At 66.6% G+C, this 18153-nt stretch carries 13 protein-coding genes; 8 read left to right on the top strand and 5 right to left on the bottom strand.

The features are described 5' to 3' along the window. Positions 1–187 precede the first annotated feature (187 nt). Positions 188–1381 carry a DesA family fatty acid desaturase gene (locus BLT40_RS10425; RefSeq protein ID WP_036109723.1) on the top strand — a complete coding sequence of 398 codons (1194 nt, stop codon included), beginning with the start codon at positions 188–190 and terminating at the stop codon, positions 1379–1381. Between the two features lie 226 nt (positions 1382–1607). Here BLT40_RS10425 and rpmG read toward each other — a convergent pair whose 3' ends face one another. Continuing rightward, a complete protein-coding gene (rpmG, locus tag BLT40_RS10420) occupies positions 1608–1772 on the bottom strand; it encodes a 50S ribosomal protein L33 (protein ID WP_036109728.1) in 165 nt (54 codons plus the stop codon). An 11-nt stretch (positions 1773–1783) separates the two neighbouring features. Then, a complete protein-coding gene (gene rpmB / locus BLT40_RS10415; protein WP_036109731.1) occupies positions 1784–2020 on the bottom strand; it encodes a 50S ribosomal protein L28 in 237 nt (78 codons plus the stop codon). A gap of 305 nt (positions 2021–2325) precedes the next feature. Between rpmB and secB the strand changes: the two genes are divergently transcribed. From secB to BLT40_RS10400, 3 genes are all read left to right on the top strand, one after another. Beyond that, positions 2326–2820: a protein-export chaperone SecB gene (gene secB / locus BLT40_RS10410; protein WP_036109736.1), complete on the top strand. Its 495-nt coding sequence runs from the start codon at positions 2326–2328 to the stop codon at positions 2818–2820. A gap of 3 nt (positions 2821–2823) precedes the next feature. Further along, the gene (locus BLT40_RS10405) at positions 2824–3861 is read left to right on the top strand and encodes an NAD(P)H-dependent glycerol-3-phosphate dehydrogenase (RefSeq protein ID WP_090352890.1); all 1038 of its coding nucleotides are present in this window, start codon (positions 2824–2826) and stop codon (positions 3859–3861) included. Between the two features lie 159 nt (positions 3862–4020). After that, positions 4021–6993, top strand: a complete 2973-nt coding sequence (locus tag BLT40_RS10400) for a DEAD/DEAH box helicase (protein ID WP_255363990.1) — start codon at positions 4021–4023, stop codon at positions 6991–6993. A 151-nt stretch (positions 6994–7144) separates the two neighbouring features. On the opposite strand, the gene glk is transcribed toward BLT40_RS10400, so the two are convergent. After that, the gene (gene glk, locus BLT40_RS10395; RefSeq protein ID WP_036109744.1) at positions 7145–8185 is read right to left on the bottom strand and encodes a glucokinase; all 1041 of its coding nucleotides are present in this window, start codon (positions 8183–8185) and stop codon (positions 7145–7147) included. Between the two features lie 225 nt (positions 8186–8410). Here glk and ugpC point away from each other — a divergent pair, with 225 nt between their 5' ends. The 3 genes from ugpC to BLT40_RS10380 all read left to right on the top strand — a co-directional run bounded on the left by ugpC (position 8411) and on the right by BLT40_RS10380 (position 12527). Then, complete coding sequence (gene ugpC, locus BLT40_RS10390) at positions 8411–9505, top strand: ABC transporter ATP-binding protein (protein ID WP_090352886.1); 1095 nt, start codon at positions 8411–8413, stop codon at positions 9503–9505. Between the two features lie 158 nt (positions 9506–9663). Next, positions 9664–10653, top strand: a complete 990-nt coding sequence (gene hemB / locus BLT40_RS10385) for a porphobilinogen synthase (protein ID WP_090352883.1) — start codon at positions 9664–9666, stop codon at positions 10651–10653. Between the two features lie 71 nt (positions 10654–10724). Next, positions 10725–12527 carry a monovalent cation:proton antiporter-2 (CPA2) family protein gene (locus BLT40_RS10380; protein ID WP_043696286.1) on the top strand — a complete coding sequence of 601 codons (1803 nt, stop codon included), beginning with the start codon at positions 10725–10727 and terminating at the stop codon, positions 12525–12527. A gap of 84 nt (positions 12528–12611) precedes the next feature. Here the strand turns inward: BLT40_RS10380 and BLT40_RS10375 are convergent, their stop codons facing one another. Further along, positions 12612–16067, bottom strand: a complete 3456-nt coding sequence (locus BLT40_RS10375; protein WP_308846448.1) for an ankyrin repeat domain-containing protein — start codon at positions 16065–16067, stop codon at positions 12612–12614. 65 nt (positions 16068–16132) lie between these two features. Then, positions 16133–16435 carry a YcgL domain-containing protein gene (locus tag BLT40_RS10370; RefSeq protein WP_036109757.1) on the bottom strand — a complete coding sequence of 101 codons (303 nt, stop codon included), beginning with the start codon at positions 16433–16435 and terminating at the stop codon, positions 16133–16135. A gap of 231 nt (positions 16436–16666) precedes the next feature. On the opposite strand from BLT40_RS10370, the gene BLT40_RS10365 reads away from it, so the two are divergent. Continuing rightward, a complete protein-coding gene (locus tag BLT40_RS10365; RefSeq protein WP_090352880.1) occupies positions 16667–18091 on the top strand; it encodes an OmpP1/FadL family transporter in 1425 nt (474 codons plus the stop codon). The last annotated feature ends 62 nt before the right edge of the window (positions 18092–18153 follow it).

Raw genomic sequence — 18153 nt, 5'->3', positions numbered from 1 at the left:
AAAGACGCAGGGGAGTGATCATGCTGAACGAGCGAGGGGGCGGTCATCCCGCGATTGTGCGGAAAGGGGTTCGGAAACCACAACAGTGGGCTTCACATTTCGCCGAATTCCGTGCTGGTGGGTATGGAATCGGCTCGTTAGACTGGTACCTGTACGACCCCTTCACTTCCCGCGCGGTACCGACCTGATGCTCGACACCCTGCTCGATTTCCTGGCCAACGGCCTCACCCACGCAAGCTGGGGCGAGATCGCTGTCTATGTGCTCGTGGTCACCCAGCTCACCATTTTCACGGTGACGCTGTACTACCACCGCAGCGCGACCCATCGTGGTGTGGATTTCCACTGGACCCTCAACGGCTTCTTCCGTTTCTGGGGCTGGCTGACCACGGGTATGGTCGTCAAGGAATGGGTAGCGATCCATCGCAAGCATCACGCCAAGGTCGAGACCGAGGAAGATCCGCACAGCCCGCAGGTCTTCGGTATCAAGAAGGTCTTCCTGGACGGTGTGTCGCTCTATCGTGAGGCCAGCTACAACAAGGCCGACATGGAGAAGTACGGCCGTGGCACCCCCGACGACTGGTTCGAGCGCAAGCTGTTCGGCGCGCACCCGTACTGGGGCCCGGTGCTGATGGCCTTTATCGATGTCGCGCTGTTCGGCGTGATCGGCATGGCCATCTGGGCCGTGCAGATGATCTGGATTCCGTTCTGGGCCGCCGGTTTCGTCAACGGCATCGGCCACTGGTGGGGTTACCGCAACTTCGAAAGCTCCGACACCGCGACCAACATCTCGCCGTGGGGCTTCTGGATCGGCGGCGAAGAGCTGCACAACAATCATCACGCCTTCCCGAGCTCGGCCAAGTTCGCCTTGCGCAAGTGGGAGTTCGATATCGGCTGGGCGGTGATCTGCAGCCTGCGCTTCTTCCGTCTGGCCAAGGTGCTGCGTGTCGCGCCGACGCTGAACATCCGTCCGAACGTGCACCTGCCGGATGCCGAAACGCTCAAGGGTGTCCTCGCACTGCGTTTCCAGGCCACGACGGACTACTACCGCAACGTCATCCTTCCGACCATGCGCGAAGAAGTCAGTCAGGCCGGAGACAATCTGAAAGCCGTGCCGCGTCGCGTTCGTCGTGCGCTGGCCGACGGTGGTCGCTGGCTCGACAACGATGCGCGTGAGCGCATGCATGCCGCGCTGGCCAATCGCCCGGCGCTCACCACGGTGTGCGAGTTCCGCGCGCGCCTGGTCGCCCTGATGGAAGAGCGCGGTGCCGACAAGGCGCTGAAGTCTCTGCAGCAGTGGATCGTCGAGGCGGAAGAAAGCGGCATCCGTTCGTTGCAGCAGTTTGCCCAGCGGCTGAAGGGTTACTCGGCGGTCGGCGCGTAACACGATCAAGCCGATTCGAAAAAAGGGCCCGCCATCTGGCGGGCCCTTTTTTTGTCTGGCCATGCGTAAGAGCCGCAAAGCCGCTTCGTAGCCGGGACATCGGGCTCGAGGTGGCGTAAGGCCTCATTCGCACGAATGTTGTGCTGAGGGTTCGCGCACGAAGTGCGCTCCTACGCGCGGCTTGCGCCGCGTAAATAAAAAAAGGCCGCCATTCGGCGGCCAATTTTTATTTGATCTTACCTTCCTTGTATTCCACATGCTTGCGGACGACAGGATCGTACTTCATGAACACCATCTTTTCCGGCGTGTTCTTCTTGTTCTTCGTGGTCGTGTAGAAGTGACCGGTGCCCGCGGTGGAAATCAGGCGGTGCTTATCGCGCTTGCTTGCCATGGTTGATCTCCTTAGATCTTTTCGCCGCGGGAACGGAGGTCGGCCAGCACGGCTTCGATGCCGTTCTTGTCGATGGTGCGCAGCGCGTGGTTGGAAACGCGGAGCTTCACCCAGCGGTTCTCGCTGGCGACCCAGAAGCGGCGCTCGTGCAGGTTCGGCAACCAGCGGCGACGGGTCTTGTTGTTTGCGTGCGAGACGTTGTTGCCGCTCTGCACGCCCTTATTGGTGACTTGGCATCTACGGGCCATGATGACCTCCTTTAGATTCGTTGGACCGCCCTTTGGCCAGGGTGGCGACGGCCCAGCCACGACCCGGTTACGGGGCGCCATGCGATGGCTGGAGGGGGTGGAACATCCCTGACAATGAGGCCCGCATCGCATGACGGGCGTTCCCGACGGATCGGGTTGGCATAGGGAAGCCGGGCATTCTCTCAGAATCCTACGTCGTCGCGCAAGCCGGACTGTGCGGGGCGCCGGGTTGTGTGAAACAATCCCGGCTTTCGTGCCAGCGGCACGTATCCCGCCCACACGACGCCTTCTCGAGGACTTACGCAATGGCAGAAATCACCGCCAACGGCCAGGCCGGCCAGCCGCAGCTCGTGCTGCAGAAGATCTACGTCAAGGATGCTTCCTTCGAAGCGCCGAACGCTCCGCAGGTGTTCCAGGAAATGGGCGAGACCGAGGCGCAGCCGCAGGTCCAGCTCAACCTCGGCCACAAGGCCGTCGACCTCGGCAACGACCTGTTCGAAGTCGTGCTCAGCCTCACCCTCACCTGCAACCTCGGCGAGCGCACCGCTTACCTCGCCGAAGTGCACCAGGCCGGCATCTTCGGCATCGGTGGTTTCACCGATGACGACCGCGACGGCATCCTCGGTTCGTACTGCCCGAACCTGCTGTTCCCTTACGCCCGTCAGATGGTCTCGGCGATGATCCAGGAAGGTGGCTTCCCGCCGTTCCTGCTGCAGCCGATCAACTTCGACGCCCTCTACGCCGAGCAGCAGCGTCAGCAGGTCGAAGGCGGCGCCGGTACCCATACGCTCAACAGCTGAGCGATGACCTCCGCCTCCCGACCCACCGTCGCCGTTCTCGGCGCCGGTTCCTGGGGTACCGCGCTGGCTGCGCTTCTGGCGCGCAACGACGTCCCCACCCGGTTGTGGGGGCGCGACGCCGACGCGCTCGCGGAAATGGCCGCGGCGCGTCGCAACCTGCGTTACCTGCCCGACCTCGACCTGCCGCCGGAACTCGCCTACGACGGCGACCAGGCCAGCGTGCTGCGGGGGGCGGACATCGTTCTGCTCGTGGTGCCGAGCCACGCGTTCGCCGCGCTGCTCGACCAGATCGTGCCCATGCTCGAACCCGGTGTCCGCATCTCGTGGGCTACCAAGGGTTTCGAGACGGGTACGGGGCGTTTCCTGCACGAACTGGTCAACGAAAAGCTTCCCGGCAGGCCTGCCGCGGTCGTCACCGGCCCCTCGTTCGCCCGCGAGGTGACCGCCGGCCTGCCCAGTGCCGTCACGGTCCACGCCACGGACGACGCCTTCGGCAAGGAACTCGCCGTGCTGCTGCACGCGCCCAACTTCCGCGCCTACACGGGTAACGACATCCTGGGGGCCGAGCTCGGCGGTGCGATGAAGAACGTGCTGGCTGTCGCCACCGGCGTCGCCGACGGTATGGAGCTGGGGCTCAACGCCCGCGCGGGCCTCATCACCCGCGGCATGAACGAGATGCTTCGCCTCGGTGTCGCGCTTGGGGCGCGTGCCGAGACGCTCATGGGCCTTGCCGGCCTGGGCGATCTCGTCCTGACCTGCACCGGCGACCTGTCACGAAACCGCCGCCTGGGTCTGGCCCTGGGCAGGGGCATTCCGTTGACGGAAGCGGTTCGCCAGATCGGTCAGGTGGTCGAGAGCGTCGTGACGGCCGACGAAGTCGCCCGCCTCGCCGGCTTCCATGGACTGGACCTGCCCATCTCGGCCGCCGTCCGGTCGGTGCTGCATGGCGAAGTCACCCCGGAAGAGGGTCTGCGCACCCTCATGGGGCGCGAGCAGAAGGCGGAATATCCCGTCGATTTGTTCCCCCACCGCCGCGACTGACGCCGCGGCGCGTCTCCCGTCTGGCTGAACCGGGCCGGTCCGCCGGGTAAAAAGTCCTACGGGCACGTCATCCCGCCTTTGCTAAGCTTCCTGTTTTGGTCGCGCTGACAGGCTCGCATACGGATGCATCAACCGGACGACAAGCGCAGGCGTCACGCCATGGCAGAAGTGCTGCCTCTGGCGTGGCAGCGCGCATTCGACGAGCCGGCCGCTCCTCCGCTGGCCGAGCGCAGTGTGCTGGGCTTCTTCCTCGAGGGCGTCAACGACGACCACGAGCCGGCGGCCCGGCTGGATGTCGCTCCGGTCCTGCTCACGCTGAGTGCGGAGGGCCGTTACTCCCGCCCCCTGCCGCTGGATAGCCGCCACCTGCCCGAAGCCGCGCTCACGGTGGCCGAGAAGCGTCTGGCGGCCACGGTGCTCGGCCTGCCGCAGACCTTGCGCAAGAGTCGCAGCTACGCGCGTTTCGCCGGTGCGCTGGGCGACCAGCTCCTGGCTGAAGTGCTCGATGGCGCACCGTGTTTCTTCGGCGGCGTTGCCGGTCTGAAGCTGTCGCGCGGGCAGGCTCATCCCCTGAGCTGGCGCTGGAACCTCGAAAAGGACGGCAGCCAGAAGCTGGTGCCGGCGCTTCCGACCAGTCAGCGTCTTTTTCGTGTGGGCTCGCTCTGGTTCCTCGACGCGGAGCATGCCGAGATCGGTCCGCTGGAAGGTTCCCCTGACGAAGGCGCCTGGCTCGATCTTCCGCCTCTGCCGCCCGAAAGCACGGCCGCGTTCCTCGCCCGGATGGAAGGCACGCGCATGGGGCCGCGCGTCCCGCCGCCGCAGGTGTTCGGTGACATGCGTCGGGCCGAAGTCTCCCCGCGCCCGGTGCTCGTACTCCACGCCCTGACCCGGCATGCGCGGCTCGCCGCGGGTACGCCCCCCCTGGCCTATGGAAGGCTTGCCTTCGACTACGCAGGCGAGCGCCTGCCCGGGCGCGGCGGTGAGCCGCTGGTCCGACGCGTGCGCAACGGCGCGCTGCTTGAAATCACGCGACGCCGTGCTGAAGAACTCGCCTCGATGGAAACGCTGGAAGGCGCAGGCCTCAATCCCGCGGTCGATACCGAGGGCTTGCCCTGGGACATGGCCGACACGCTGCCCGATGACGCGTGGATGTTCCCGGGCAAGGGCTATGCCGGTGCGTTGGAGGTCAATACACCGGCCCGATGGCTTGCCTTGCGTCCCCGGCTCGAAGGCGATGGCTTCGTGCTGGAGTACGACCGCAGCTTCCCCTTCGAAGTGCTCGAGGGTCCCGTGCACTGGTACGGGAAGGCGCACGAAGACGACGCGGACCGTGCGTTCGATCTGGAAATCGGCATCGAAGTCGAGGGCAAGCGCGTCAACCTGCTGCCTGCCGTCGCGCAGGCGCTGGCCGAGCACCAGCTCAGTCTGAGCCCGACGCCCGGTGAGGCTGAAGACTCGGTCTGGTACGCGCCCGTCGACGAACGCCGTCGCGTCCCGGTGCGTCTGAAAGAATTGCGAGGCTTGCTCGCTCCGCTCGCCGAATACCTCGAGAAGCCGCGTCAGCAACTGCATCTGCCTCGCGTACAGGCCGGTCGTCTCGAAGAGCTCGCGCAGGCCTTGCCCAGTGGCGGCTCGTTCGAAGCGCCCGAGCGGCTGCGTGGTTTCACCAGGCGTCTGCGTGAAGCGGCCGAGCGCGCCAGCGACGTGGTTCCCGAGGCGTTGCAGGCGGAGCTTCGCGGCTATCAGCGCGATGGCCTGCGCTGGATGAACGCCCTGGCCGAAGCCGGCACCGGTGGCGTACTCGCCGATGACATGGGTCTGGGCAAGACGCTCCAGCTCATCACGCATCTGCTGGCGCTGAAGGAAAACGGCAATCTCGAGTCGCCCGCGCTCGTCGTCGTGCCGACCAGCCTCGTGCCGAACTGGTCGTCCGAACTCGCGCGCTTCGCACCGAGTCTGCGTGTGCTGGCGCTGCATGGTCCCCAACGCGCGGAAACGTTCGCGCACATCGGCGAGAACGATGTCATCCTCACGACGTACGCATTGCTTCCGCGCGACGTCGAAACGCTGAAGAAGCAGGCGTTCTCCCTTGTGGTGCTCGACGAAGCGCAGCAGGTGAAGAACCCGCGCACGCAGGCGCGCCGCGCGTTGCTCGCGTTGAAGGTGCCGCGTTGCCTCTGCCTCACCGGCACGCCGCTGGAAAATCACCTCGGCGAATTGTGGTCGCAGATCGATCTCGCCGTGCCCGGCTTGCTGGGTGACGAAGGTGCGTTCCGTCGCCACTACCGTGCGCCGATCGAGAAGCACCAGGACATCGAGTGCCAGGACCGTCTGAACCGTCGCATTGCGCCGTTCATCCTTCGTCGCACCAAAGCCCAGGTCGCGTCGGAGTTGCCGGCGAAGACCGAGATCACACGTCGTGTGGTGATGGAGCCGCGTCAGCGCGATCTCTACGAAAGCCTGCGCCTCTCGCTGGCGGAGGAATTGCGCGAGGTCATCGCGCAGCGCGGCATCGCCCATAGCGGCATCGTGGTCCTCGATGCGCTGCTCAAGCTGCGTCAGGTCTGCTGCGATCCGCGGCTGGTGAAGCTCGAGGCCGCCCGTGGCGTGCGCGAGTCCGCCAAGTTCGAACTGTTGATGGACATGCTTCCCGCGCTGCTGGCCGAAGGCCGCCGTGTCCTGTTGTTCAGTCAGTTCACGGAAATGCTCAAGCTGATCGCGGTCGAGCTCGATCGACGGCGCATCAGTTACGTGACGCTGACGGGCGAAACGCGCGATCGCGCGGAGCCGGTGCAGCGCTTTCAGGACGGCGAGGTGCCGTTGTTCCTGCTCTCGCTCAAGGCGGGCGGCGTGGGCCTGAACCTGACCAGCGCCGATACCGTCATCCACTACGACCCGTGGTGGAATCCGGCGGCCGAGGCACAGGCCAGCGACCGTGCGCATCGCATCGGTCAGGACAAGCCCGTGTTCGTTTACCGGCTGATCACAGCGGGCACCGTCGAAGAACGCATCGAGGAACTCAAAGCCCGCAAGGCCGAGCTTGCCGACGCCGTGCTCGAAGGTGGCGGAAGCCGTGAGCGACTGAGCTTCGACGAAAGCGATCTCGACGCGCTGCTCGCTCCGCCGGCCTGAACCACTCGGTCTGCGGGCTCTCCCGCCGTGCCGCGTAGGAGCGATCGCGCACTCCCGGCGGACGGGAATCCCGGGTTCTCAACGGTCATGCGCGTCATCCGCGCGCCAGGCCTTCACCTGCGCGCGCCATGACGTTTACCACTCGGCTGGCTTAACGGCGCAGCGGCGTGCCGCCGGCTTCGACGATCGCCAGCGCCGCACCACCGATGAGGCCCGGCTCCGGGTTCATGATGGCCTGGGTCGGTACCTGCTCCATGGTGTCGCGGAAGCGGCCCTTGGCTTCGAAGCGTTCGCGGAACTTGCCCTTCTGGATCCACGGCAGCAGGATCGGCGTCATGCCGCCTGTGAGGTACACGCCGTCCCACGCGCCCAGCGTGAGCACGAGGTCACCGGCCACGCTGCCGAAGATGCCCGCGAACGTTTCGACCGCGCGTGCGCACATGGGGCAGGTTTCGTCGGTGGCGCGCTTGGTGATCTCTTCCGGGGTGATGTCGGCCTGCGGCTTCTGACCGGAGATTTCGCAAATCGCCTCGTAGAGATTCACCAGACCCTGGCCACAGATCAGGCGTTCGTTGGACACGCGGCCGTAGCGAAGATTGAGCACCTTGAGGATCTCGATGTCCTCGGCGCTGTGCGCCGCGAAGCCGGCATGGCCGCCTTCGGTCTGCAGCACGCTGACCTTGTCGCCACGAATGAGCAGGCCGCCCACGCCAAGCCCGGTGCCCGGACCGACGACGACGAAGGTCTGCTCTTCCTTGGCGCCGATTTTCGGCACGGGCAGGGTGCCGACTTCCACCAGATCCTGGTGGCCCTGGGCGTCCTTGTCCGCGCTCATCAGCATCACGGCCATCGACTGCGCCGCGAAGTCGTTCACCAGGTGAACCCACTCCAGATCCAGCTCCGCGGCGAGATTCTTCGCCGAGATGGCCCAGGGGTTGTTGGTGACCTTCACCGTCTCGCCGTTATCGATGCGACCGGCGGCGGCGATGATGGCGCGCTGCGCCTCGTGGCCGGTTTCCTTGAAGTACTGCTTGGCGGCATCGCCCAGCGAAGCGTAGTCCTTGACGTGGTAACGCCGGATGCTTTCCTGGATAAGCGGTTGATCTGCTTCCGGATGCGCAATGCCGAAGCGCACGTTGGTGCCGCCGAGGTCGGCGAGCAGGGTCGGCGCCGCGGCGCTAACTTTGGACATGTTTTAAGGACCTGTCAGATCACGGAAGCCCGCAAGGTTGCCTCGCGCGGGCGCTGGCGTCTAGTGACGGTTTGCTCTGCGCCGTCTTGACATACGCAGAGCCTCCCGGTGTGACGGTGGGGACCGGCACTTTGACGTAAACGTTTACGTCGGCAGAATACCCCATCGCCCGGGTCAATGGCAGGCAGTTGCCTGCCAGGCACGGGTACAACGGGAGAGTATGTGATGGCAGTGGTTCGCCTCGAGAAGGTGCGCAAGGTTTATCCGAACGGGCATGTGGCCCTGAAGGAGGCGAGCTTCGAAATCGCCGATGGCGAACTGCTGGTGCTGGTCGGGCCTTCGGGTTGCGGCAAGACCACGCTGCTCCGGATGATCGCCGGACTCGAGTCCATCTCGGGTGGCACGCTGAGCATCGGCGACCGCGTCGTCAACGACGTGCCGCCGAAGGATCGCGACATCGCGATGGTTTTCCAGAACTACGCGCTGTACCCGCACATGACCGTTCGCGAGAACCTCGGCTTCGGCCTGCGCCTGCGCGGCGTGGACAAGGCGGAGATCGATCGCCGTGTCGCCGGCGCCTCGGAGATGCTCGGCCTCGACGAACGCCTCGATCATCGTCCCGCCGCGCTGTCTGGCGGTCAGCGGCAGCGCGTGGCGCTGGGGCGTGCGATGGTGCGCGATCCCTCCGTTTTCCTGCTCGACGAACCGCTGTCGAATCTGGATGCGAAGCTGCGCCTGTCCACACGCGTGGAGATCGCGCGTATTCACCGCCGCGTGGGCGCCACGATGGTGTACGTGACGCACGACCAGATCGAAGCGATGACGCTGGGTCAGCGCATCGTGGTGTTGAACGGCGGTGTGATCCAGCAGCTGGATACGCCGATGAATCTCTACAACAAGCCGGCGAATCTTTTCGTCGCGGGTTTCCTCGGCAGCCCCGCCATGAATCTTTTCCACGGGACGCTGCGTCGCGCCGACGGGCTTCGTCTGGAGATGAAGGATGGCTCGCTCGCGCTCGCCACCGAGGCGGCCGCACTCGACCCCTACATCGATAAGCCGCTGATCGTCGGGGTACGCCCGGAGGACCTGCTCACGGTCAGCGACCATCCCGGTGTCGACGCACGCCTGCAGGCGCATGTCGACGTGGTGGAGCCCGTGGGTAACGAAGTGTTCCTCAACATGCGTCACGGTAGCGAAGAGCTCGTCTCGCGCGTACCGCCCCATTCGACGGTGCAGCCGGACAGCGACGTCGCGCTGGGCTTCCATCTGGAGCGGGTCCACTTCTTCGATCCGGAAACCACGCTGCGAATCGACGTGTAAGCGTGGGGCGGGGCGGCCCCATGGCGGCGTTCCGCCGATGCGCTATACCCCCCGGCCGTCGTATCGGTGGGCGTGAGACGCCTGCGACGCCTTGCCACCACCGGCGCGTCGGCCGAGGCGTAAAATGGGGCGATCGCCAACCAACAGGCCGCCGTCCCATGACTTTTCCCGCCGTCCGCATGCGCCGCATGCGCCGCGACGCTTTCTCCCGCGCCCTCATGCGCGAGAACGTGCTCACCGTGTCCGACCTGATCATGGTCGCTTTCGTGGTCGATGGCGAAGGCGTGCGCGAGCCGGTCTCGTCCATGCCGGGTGTCGACCGGCTGTCGATCGATGAACTGCTGAAGCTCGCCGAGGAGTGCGTCGCCCTGGGTATACCGGCGCTGGCGCTGTTCCCGTCCGTCGGCGACGGGGTGAAAAGCGAAGACGCCCGTGAGGCGTGGAATCCCGATGCCCTGTTCCAGCGCGCCACGCGCGAGCTGAAGAAGCGCTTTCCGGAACTGGGTCTCATCGGTGACGTGGCACTCGATCCGTACACCACGCACGGTCAGGACGGCCTGATCGACGCCGACGGTTACGTCATGAACGAGCCGACCGTCGAGGCGCTGATCAAGATGTCGCTGGCCCAGGCCGAAGCGGGCATGGACTTCGTGGCTCCTTCGGACATGATGGACGGCCGCATCGGCGCGATTCGCGACGCGCTCGAAGACGCCGGCTACATCCACACCCGCATCCTTGCGTATTCGGCGAAGTACGCGTCGAGTTTCTACGGCCCGTTCCGCGACGCGGTCGGCTCGTCGGCCAATCTGGGCAAGGGCAACAAGCACACCTATCAGATGGACGTCGGCAACAGCGACGAGGCCCTGCGCGAGGTCGAACTGGATCTCGCCGAAGGCGCCGATGCCGTGATGGTGAAGCCGGGCCTGCCTTATCTGGACATCGTACGGCGGGTGAAAGACGCCTTCGGCGCGCCCACGTTCGTCTATCAGGTCAGCGGGGAGTACGCCATGATCAAGGCGGCCTCGCAGAACGGCTGGCTGGACGAGAAGGCCGTCGTCATGGAATCGCTGCTGGCGATGAAACGGGCGGGCGCCGATGCGATCCTGACCTACTTCGCGGTGGACGTGGCGCGCTGGCTGAAGGGTTGAGCGGCATTTCGTCCAAAACGGCAGCGGGATCCGCATGACATAATCCGGGACGATTTCCCGGGAGCCGCAGCATGGATGGACATCACTTTCTAGAGACGGCCGTCGTCTTCCTGCTGGCGACGGTGGTTGCCGTGCCTCTCACCAAACGCTTCCGTCTGGGTGCCGTGCTGGGTTACCTGCTGGCGGGCGTCGTGATCGGGCCGTCCGTCCTCGGCCTGGTCAGCGACACCGAGGGCGTTGCGACGATCTCCGATTTCGGCGTCGTGCTGATGCTGTTCGTGATCGGTCTCGAGCTGTCGCCGTCTCGCCTGTGGGTGATGCGCCGTGCGGTGTTCGGCAGCGGCAGCCTGCAGGTGATCACCTGTGCGCTCGCTCTCGGTGCTATCGGCTACTTCCTGTTCGGCCTGACCTGGAAGGCGGGCGTGATCGTCGGTGGCAGCCTTGCGCTGTCGTCCACCGCGTTCGGCCTTCAGATCCTCGCTGAGCGCAAAGAGGCCGGCGCCGCCTACGGTCGCCAGGCCTTCGCCATCCTGCTCTTCCAGGATCTCGCCGCCATTCCATTGATCGCCGCGGTGCCGTTGCTGGGGGGCGCGGTCGCCCACGGCGCGCACGGTCCCGACACGATGAGCGTGGTCCGGGTCGTCGGCACCATCTTCGCCGTGATCCTCGGCGGCCGGCTGCTGCTGCGCCATGTGTTCCGCTTCGTCGCCCGCGCCAAGAGCACCGAGGTGTTCACCGCGACGGCGCTGCTGGTGGTCATGGGCACGGCATGGCTGATGGAGCTGGCGGGCATCTCCGTGACGCTCGGCGCCTTCCTCGCCGGTCTGCTGCTGGCGGATTCGGAGTATCGCCACGAACTCGAGTCGAATATCGAACCCTTCAAGGGGCTGCTGCTCGGCCTGTTCTTCGTCAGCGTGGGCATGTCGGTCGACCTCGCGTTGCTGGTCGCCAAGCCGCTGCTCGTGCTGGGCATGGTGGCGCTGCTGCTCACGGTCAAGGCCTTGCTGATCGTTCCGCTGGGCCGGCTGGTCGGCTCGCTGACCACCGCCGATTCGGTGCGCCTGGCGGCCGTGCTGGCGAGCGGCGGCGAATTCGCCTTCGTCATCCTCAACCTCGCACAGCAGAATCGCCTGATCGACGACAGCCAGCGTGGCCTCATGGTCATGGCGATCTCGCTGTCGATGGCGCTGACGCCGCTGCTCGTGCTTGCCGCGTCGCGTCTCGTGCACGAGCGTGTGCGCAAGCCGGACCGTGCATTCGACACCATCGAGGCCGATACGCCCCGCGTCATCATCGCCGGCTTCGGGCGCATGGGCCAGATCGTCGCTCGCGTGCTGCGTGCGCAGGGCATCCAGTTCGTCGCATTGGAGAGCTCGGTGGAGCAGGTGGAAACCTCGCGCCGCTTCGGCGGCACATCACTGTTTTTCGGCGATCCCGGGCGTCCGGAAATGCTGCGTGCCGCGCAGGCGGACAAGGCCGAGGTGTTCGTCATCGCCACCGACGATCCCGAAGCCAACATCCGCACCGCGCGGCTGGTGAAGCGCCAGTACCCGCACCTCAAGATCGTCGCCCGCGCGCGCAACCGTCAGCATGCGTTCCGTCTCATGGATATCGGCATCGAAGATCCCGTGCGCGAGACCTTCTACTCCAGCCTGGAGATGACCCGCCACGTGCTCCAGTCGCTGGACATGTCGGCCGACGTCGTCGACAGCCGTATCGCGCGGTTCCGCAAGCACGACGAGCAGGTGCTGCGCGCGCAGTACCTGGTGTATGACGACGATGCCGCCCTCATGCAGTCCTCGAAAGAAGCCCTGCACGACCTGCAGCAGCTCTTCGAGGCCGATGCGGTGGAAGAGCGCGAAAAGGAAGCCTGACCCTGAAGAGGCGAGCGCGCTCGCTGTAGGAGCGAGCCCCGCTCGCGACAGCCCGTCGCGAGGGAGCCACAGGCGGCCGTGGTCTTAGTCCGGCTGCGCCGGCTGCCGCAACGTCTGCCTCACGCTCGGAATCGCGCCGACACGCGTTCCGAGCTCGTGCGCGATGTCCACGTAACCCAGATGCCGGGCGACATCGCCGGCGGTCCGGCCGAACGCATCGGCCGCCTGACGGTTCGCACCGCGATGGATCAGGACGCGGGCCGGGCCCAGCAGCGCATGCATCGCACTTGCGTGCAGCGCGCTGACGCCGCGATGGTCGGCGTGTTCGATCTTCGCGCCCGCGTCGAGCAGGACGGGTACCAGCGCGCCAAGGTGGGTGGCATCCGCCTCGGTACCGGGGCGCAGATGCGCACCCAGCAGCATCAGCAGCGGGGTCACGCCGTCCTTGTCCGCCTTGTTCACATCGGCACCCTTGCCGATGACCGTATCGAGCAGGCGACGTGCGCGCAGGCTGTCGCTGCTGCCGAAGCAGTATTGCGCGGCGGCATGCAGCGCCGTGTGTCCGTGCGCGTCCTCGGCGCGGGCATCGGCGCCTGCCGCGAGCAGCATCTCGGCGATCTCGGGGTAGCCGAGGGCGGCGGCGATCATCAGGGCGGTCGTATCGCCCGGCAGTCGCTGGTCCGCCGCCACGCCGCGCGCGAGCAACGCTTCGACGATCGTGTCGCGACGCGCGTTCACCGCGGCGGCGAGTGGCGTGATGCCTGAAGCGGCGGCGAGCGTGGGATCGGCGCCCGCTTCGATGAGGTGTTCGGCCACATCCCGCCTTCCGGCGCCGGCGGCACGAAGCAGGGCGGTGGCGCCTTGCGCATCGCGCGTGTCCACGGCGAAACCGAGTTCGAGCAGCCGGTCGACCGCCTGTATGTCGCCCGCGGCGGCGGCGGCGGGTAAGTCATCGGCACGCAGCGGACGGCGCGGCAGTGGCCACGCGGTCCAGCTCAGCCAGCGCTCGACATCGCCATGGCCGATGCCGAGGCCGTACGGCGTCTCGCCATTGACGTCCGCCGCTTCCGGGTCCGCGCCATGAGCGACCAGCAGGCGGACGAGGGGCAGGCTCTCGCCGCCCTGTTCCAGCGCGGCATGCAGGGGCGTACGGCCTCCCGCGTCGCGCACGTTCGGGTCCATGCCCCGGGCGAGCAAGGCACCGAGCAACGCGCTGCGGCCGGTGGCCGCCGCCATGTGTACCGGCGTGCGACCGCGCGCGTCGGCGCCGAAGGGGTCGGCACCGGCTTCGAGCATCGCGAGCGTCAGGCGTTCGTCGGCACCGTCCAGGCGGCACACCGCCTGACCGAGGAGGCCCGCACCCGCGGGGGTGGCGCCCGCGCGCATCAGCTGCAGCAGCGCGTCGGCCGACTGGGGAAGCTGGGGGAGCAGGGCGTCGAACAGCCGGCGACCGGTCGTGTCGGTTCCGTCGGCCGGGGGCGCCAGCCGCGCCTCGGCATGAAGGCCATGGTCCAGCAGCCACGCGCGTGCCGCGTCGAAGCCCGTGCCAGCCAGATCGACATACAGCGCGGCGAGTTCTTCCGCGGGCCAGGCGCGAACCTTGGCGGTGAACGTGGAAGCGACGGCCCAGTGTCCGAAGCGCAAGGCATCGTAGAGATGCATCGGCGAATCCGCCCCCGCCTCCGGTACGACCGATTCGCTCAGCGATGTCGGCAGTGGCGTCTCCGGGTCGAGCAGGGCGACGAAGTCCCAGCGGCCCGTACCGGCCGCGTGGTCGAGCGCGCTGCGTCCATCCGCGCCGGCTTCCTTCGGCTGGGCTCCCAGCGCGAGCAGCGCGCGTACCGTGGCGGCCTGGGCGCGCGGCGACTGGCAGGCCAGCGTCAGCGCGTCGCGTCCGTGGCTGTCGCGCGGCGAGGCATTGGCCTGGGCGTCGGCCAGCAACTGGACGATGCCGTGAGCGCCGGCACGCGCGGCCTCCATGAGGGCGGTGGTGCCATGCCGGTCGGCGAGGTTCGGCTGGGCGTGGGCCTGAAGCAGGGCGCGGGCGATCTGCTCATGACCTTCCGCGGAGGCGGCGATCAGGGCCGAGCGCCCGTGGGCGTCGGTGGCGTTCACCGGCGCCTTGTAGCGCAGCAGCACCTTCACGCCTTCCGCGTCGTCGTCGGCGATACCGGCGGCGGCGACCAGGGCGGGCTCGCCGCCGACGGGAGCGGGTTTGGCACCGTGCTCGAGAAGGAAACGCACGAGTGCCCAGTTGGCCGCGCGGCACGCGATGGCCAGCGGCGTGTCGCCGGCGGCGTTGACGGCGTCGACCGGCGCGCCTGCATCGAGCAGCATGGCGGCGACGGTCGGCTCGGCGCTGAGCACCGCCCCGTGCAGTGCGGTGTTGCCCTCGGCATCGGTGGCGGCGGCGTTCGCGCCGTTGGTCAGCAGGGTGAGGACGGCTTCAGGGCGACCGTGCCAGCTGTCGCGCGTCGCGGCGTGCAACGCGGTCACGCCCTGATGGGCACGGCTGACCTGCGCGCCACGCGCGATCAGCGCACGCAGCAGGCGGATGTCGGGGGAAAGGGCGGCGAGCGTCAGCACGGGGCGCTGGTCGCGATCGCCCGCTTCCGCGGCGGTGTTGGGGTCGGCACCCGCTTCGACGAGCGCCACGGCCCGTGCGATGTCGCCTTCGCGGGCCGCTGCCAGGAGCGCGTGCTCGCGTACGCCGGGCTGACTTTCTTCGGTGCTGAGTACGGGAATGGGGGGAGGCGGCGCAGCCACGTCCGGCTCGATGCCCGGCTCACGCCGGGGCTCGGCGCGGGCCGTACGGATATGCCCGCGGCGCTCGCAGAGCAGCGCACGCAGGGTGCGGTTCGCGATCACCATGCCGGCGACGGGCAGCAGCACCACGCCATAGATCGCCAGCGCGGCGATCCGCATCTCCGGGGGAAAGACGCCGTACAGGCCGGAGAGGGCCACGGCGCAAAAGGCGAGTACGAGCAGGCTGAAGGCGGCGGGCAGGAAATGCGAGAAGAAACGTTCCTCGGCGGAAAGGTGACGGCCGAAGCTGACCGAGCGGGCCACCGCGGTGAAGATCCACGAGCCGTTACCGCTGTCCTCGGGGTAGGCATCGTCCCAGAGGAAAAGAAGCCCGAACGCCGGCCACATGCGCCACAGCGCCGCCAGCGCGACCACGAGCGTCGCTGCCAGCAGCAGCGCGACGCCCAGGCTGGGCGCCTGCGTCAGCTTGAGCAGCGGCCAGGCGACGAGCACGAACACGACGAAGGTGTAGGCCGTGAAGATCACGACGTGCGCCGAACCGCGGCGCAAAGCCGTACGCAGGAAGCTCGTTTCGGGATCGAAACCGATCGCGTGACAGACGGCGGCCATCACCAGGGCGTTAGCGAGCAGCAGCGGAATCAGCGCAAGCGGCGACGCCGTGAGACCCGCGCAGGCGACAGCGGCGAGGGCGGGAAGGAACCAGGGCAGCGCCTTGATCAGCGATGGTCGACGACGTTTGGGATTGGCCATGCGCGCGAGTATACGGACGCGCATGGCATCACGCGGTAACGACGTGTTAACCCACGCCGCACAGTCTGCCTGTGCGCGGATTCGGCCGATCAGACGCGCACGAGCGTCCGGTCGGGGTCGATCTCGCGATTGTGGTTGGGCTGGTTGCAGACGGTGAGCGTGTCGCCGGGAGGCGTCTGCAGATGCCAGCCGCAACCCGCGAGGTTGATGAGCACCTGCTCAGTGTCGTTGTGCGGGAGCTTGCGCTGCGGCGTGAGTTCGAACTCCAGCACGAAGCGGAGCTCACCCAGCAGGAGGACGAGCGGCTCGGGAAGCATGTCGAAGCCGTCCCGGCGGGTCATCCAGACGTAAGTATCGGGCTTGCGAAGGCTTGCGTAGACGTAGCAGTGCATGACGGCGGTCTCGCTTGCGGATCGGCAGCATACGTTAGCAAAAGAGTGACGGCGCAAGTGTGCATAAACGTCGGATGTTTCGACTTTGTTGCACATGCACTTGCAAATTATTCGTCAAGTCGTCCAGAGTCCCACCCCAGATTGTTAAACGCGCGTATGAAAACGGCTAACTTTTCCGTTCCGCGCACGTGACATCGACCCAGAACAGAACAAAAGCAGGAGCCACCACGCATGCAGAAGTTGACCCATACCCGTTCGCTGGCCGTCGCCGCCCTTTCGCTGGCCATCGCCGGCGCGCTGGTGGCTCCGCAGGCCGCTCACGCCAGCGCCTTCCAGCTGAAGGAAAACAGCGCCGCCGCCCTCGGTCGCGCTTTCGCCGGTTCCGCCGCCGCGGGTGACGACGCCTCGGTGATCGTGAACAACCCGGCCGCCATGAGCCTGCTCAAGGGCACCACGTTCCAGGCCGACGTCACCGGCATCAACTTCAGCACCAAGTTCCACGGCACCGCGACCGACGCTCAGGGTCGTCCCATCTCGGGCGGCAACGGCGGCGACGCCGGCACCACGATCCCGGTTCCGGCGTTCTACGTCGCGACCCAGGTCAGCGATCGCTGGCACATCGGCCTCGGCCTGACCGCCCCGTTCGGTTTCAAGACCGAATACGACTCCGACTGGAAGGGTCGTTACAACGCCATCAAGTCCGACTTCAAGTCGTATGACGCGACGCTGTCGGCGTCGTTCGACGTGACGGACGACTTCGCCCTCGGCGCAAGCTTCATCGCGCAGAAGACGACCGCGGAACTGACCAGTGCGATCAACTACAACACGGTCGGCCTCGGCCTGATCCAGCGCGCCGCCGCCGCCGGTCAGCTGCCGCCCGCCACCGCCCGCGCGCTGGCCGCACAGTACGCCGCCGTGGTTCCGCCGGGTAGCGACGGCGTCGCCAAGATCAAGGGTGACGACTGGGCTTACGGCTGGCAGATCGGTGGCCTGTGGAAGCTGACCCAGAACGACCGCATCGCCCTGAACTACCGCAGCAAGATCAGCCACAAGCTGGAAGGCACCGGTAACTTCACGATGCCGAGCAACGTGACGGCCGTGCTGTCCAACCCGACCGTCGGTGCGCTGCTCGGTTCGGGCCAGCCGCCGTTCACCCACACCAACGGTACGGCTGACTTCACCACGCCGTCCGTCGCCACCGCGAGCTTCTGGCACCAGGACGTGAAGTTCGGCCTGGGCTTCGATCTGTCGTGGACCAAGTGGAACGAGTTCAAGGACCTCACGGTCAATTACTCGAACCCGAACCAGCCGTCCACCAGCGAAGACTACAGCTGGCGCAACAGCTACTTCCTGTCCGCCGGTGGCGAGTACTACCCGACCGACAAGCTGACGCTGCGCGCCGGTGTCGCCGTCGACACGACGCCGACCTACGACGATACCCGCTCCCCGCGCGTGCCGGACTCGACCCGCAAGTGGCTGGCCTTCGGTATCGGCTACAAGGCCACCGACCGTTTCGAAGTCAACGCGGGTTACGCCCACATCTTCGTTAACAAAGCACACATCGCTGGCGTCACCAATGCCACCAACGACCGTCTGGTCGGCCAGAACGACGACAAGGGCAACCTGCTGAGCGTCTCGGCCAAGTACCAGTTCTGATCGTCTCCCCGATCGGCTGATATGAGCCAGTAAAAAAACCTCCCCGGTGACGGGGAGGTTTT

The sequence above is a fragment of the Dyella sp. 333MFSha genome, from assembly GCF_900102405.1.
In the GTDB taxonomy this organism is placed as follows: Bacteria; Pseudomonadota; Gammaproteobacteria; order Xanthomonadales; family Rhodanobacteraceae; genus Luteibacter; species Luteibacter mycovicinus.
This window is presented reverse-complemented; position numbering and strand designations above follow the sequence as displayed.

What these genes read in the sequence shown, in the direction of transcription:
- rpmG (WP_036109728.1), bottom strand. Translation starts at nt 1,772, where the DNA reads ATGGCAAGCAAGCGCGATAAGCACCGCCTGATTTCCACCGCGGGCACC.
- BLT40_RS10370 (WP_036109757.1), bottom strand. Translation starts at nt 16,435, where the DNA reads ATGCACTGCTACGTCTACGCAAGCCTTCGCAAGCCCGATACTTACGTC.
- rpmB (WP_036109731.1), bottom strand. Translation starts at nt 2,020, where the DNA reads ATGGCCCGTAGATGCCAAGTCACCAATAAGGGCGTGCAGAGCGGCAAC.
- BLT40_RS10365 (WP_090352880.1), top strand. Translation starts at nt 16,667, where the DNA reads ATGCAGAAGTTGACCCATACCCGTTCGCTGGCCGTCGCCGCCCTTTCG.
- BLT40_RS10425 (WP_036109723.1), top strand. Translation starts at nt 188, where the DNA reads ATGCTCGACACCCTGCTCGATTTCCTGGCCAACGGCCTCACCCACGCA.
- secB (WP_036109736.1), top strand. Translation starts at nt 2,326, where the DNA reads ATGGCAGAAATCACCGCCAACGGCCAGGCCGGCCAGCCGCAGCTCGTG.
- ugpC (WP_090352886.1), top strand. Translation starts at nt 8,411, where the DNA reads ATGGCAGTGGTTCGCCTCGAGAAGGTGCGCAAGGTTTATCCGAACGGG.
- BLT40_RS10380 (WP_043696286.1), top strand. Translation starts at nt 10,725, where the DNA reads ATGGATGGACATCACTTTCTAGAGACGGCCGTCGTCTTCCTGCTGGCG.
- BLT40_RS10405 (WP_090352890.1), top strand. Translation starts at nt 2,824, where the DNA reads ATGACCTCCGCCTCCCGACCCACCGTCGCCGTTCTCGGCGCCGGTTCC.
- BLT40_RS10375 (WP_308846448.1), bottom strand. Translation starts at nt 16,067, where the DNA reads ATGCGCGTCCGTATACTCGCGCGCATGGCCAATCCCAAACGTCGTCGA.
- hemB (WP_090352883.1), top strand. Translation starts at nt 9,664, where the DNA reads ATGACTTTTCCCGCCGTCCGCATGCGCCGCATGCGCCGCGACGCTTTC.
- glk (WP_036109744.1), bottom strand. Translation starts at nt 8,185, where the DNA reads ATGTCCAAAGTTAGCGCCGCGGCGCCGACCCTGCTCGCCGACCTCGGC.
- BLT40_RS10400 (WP_255363990.1), top strand. Translation starts at nt 4,021, where the DNA reads ATGGCAGAAGTGCTGCCTCTGGCGTGGCAGCGCGCATTCGACGAGCCG.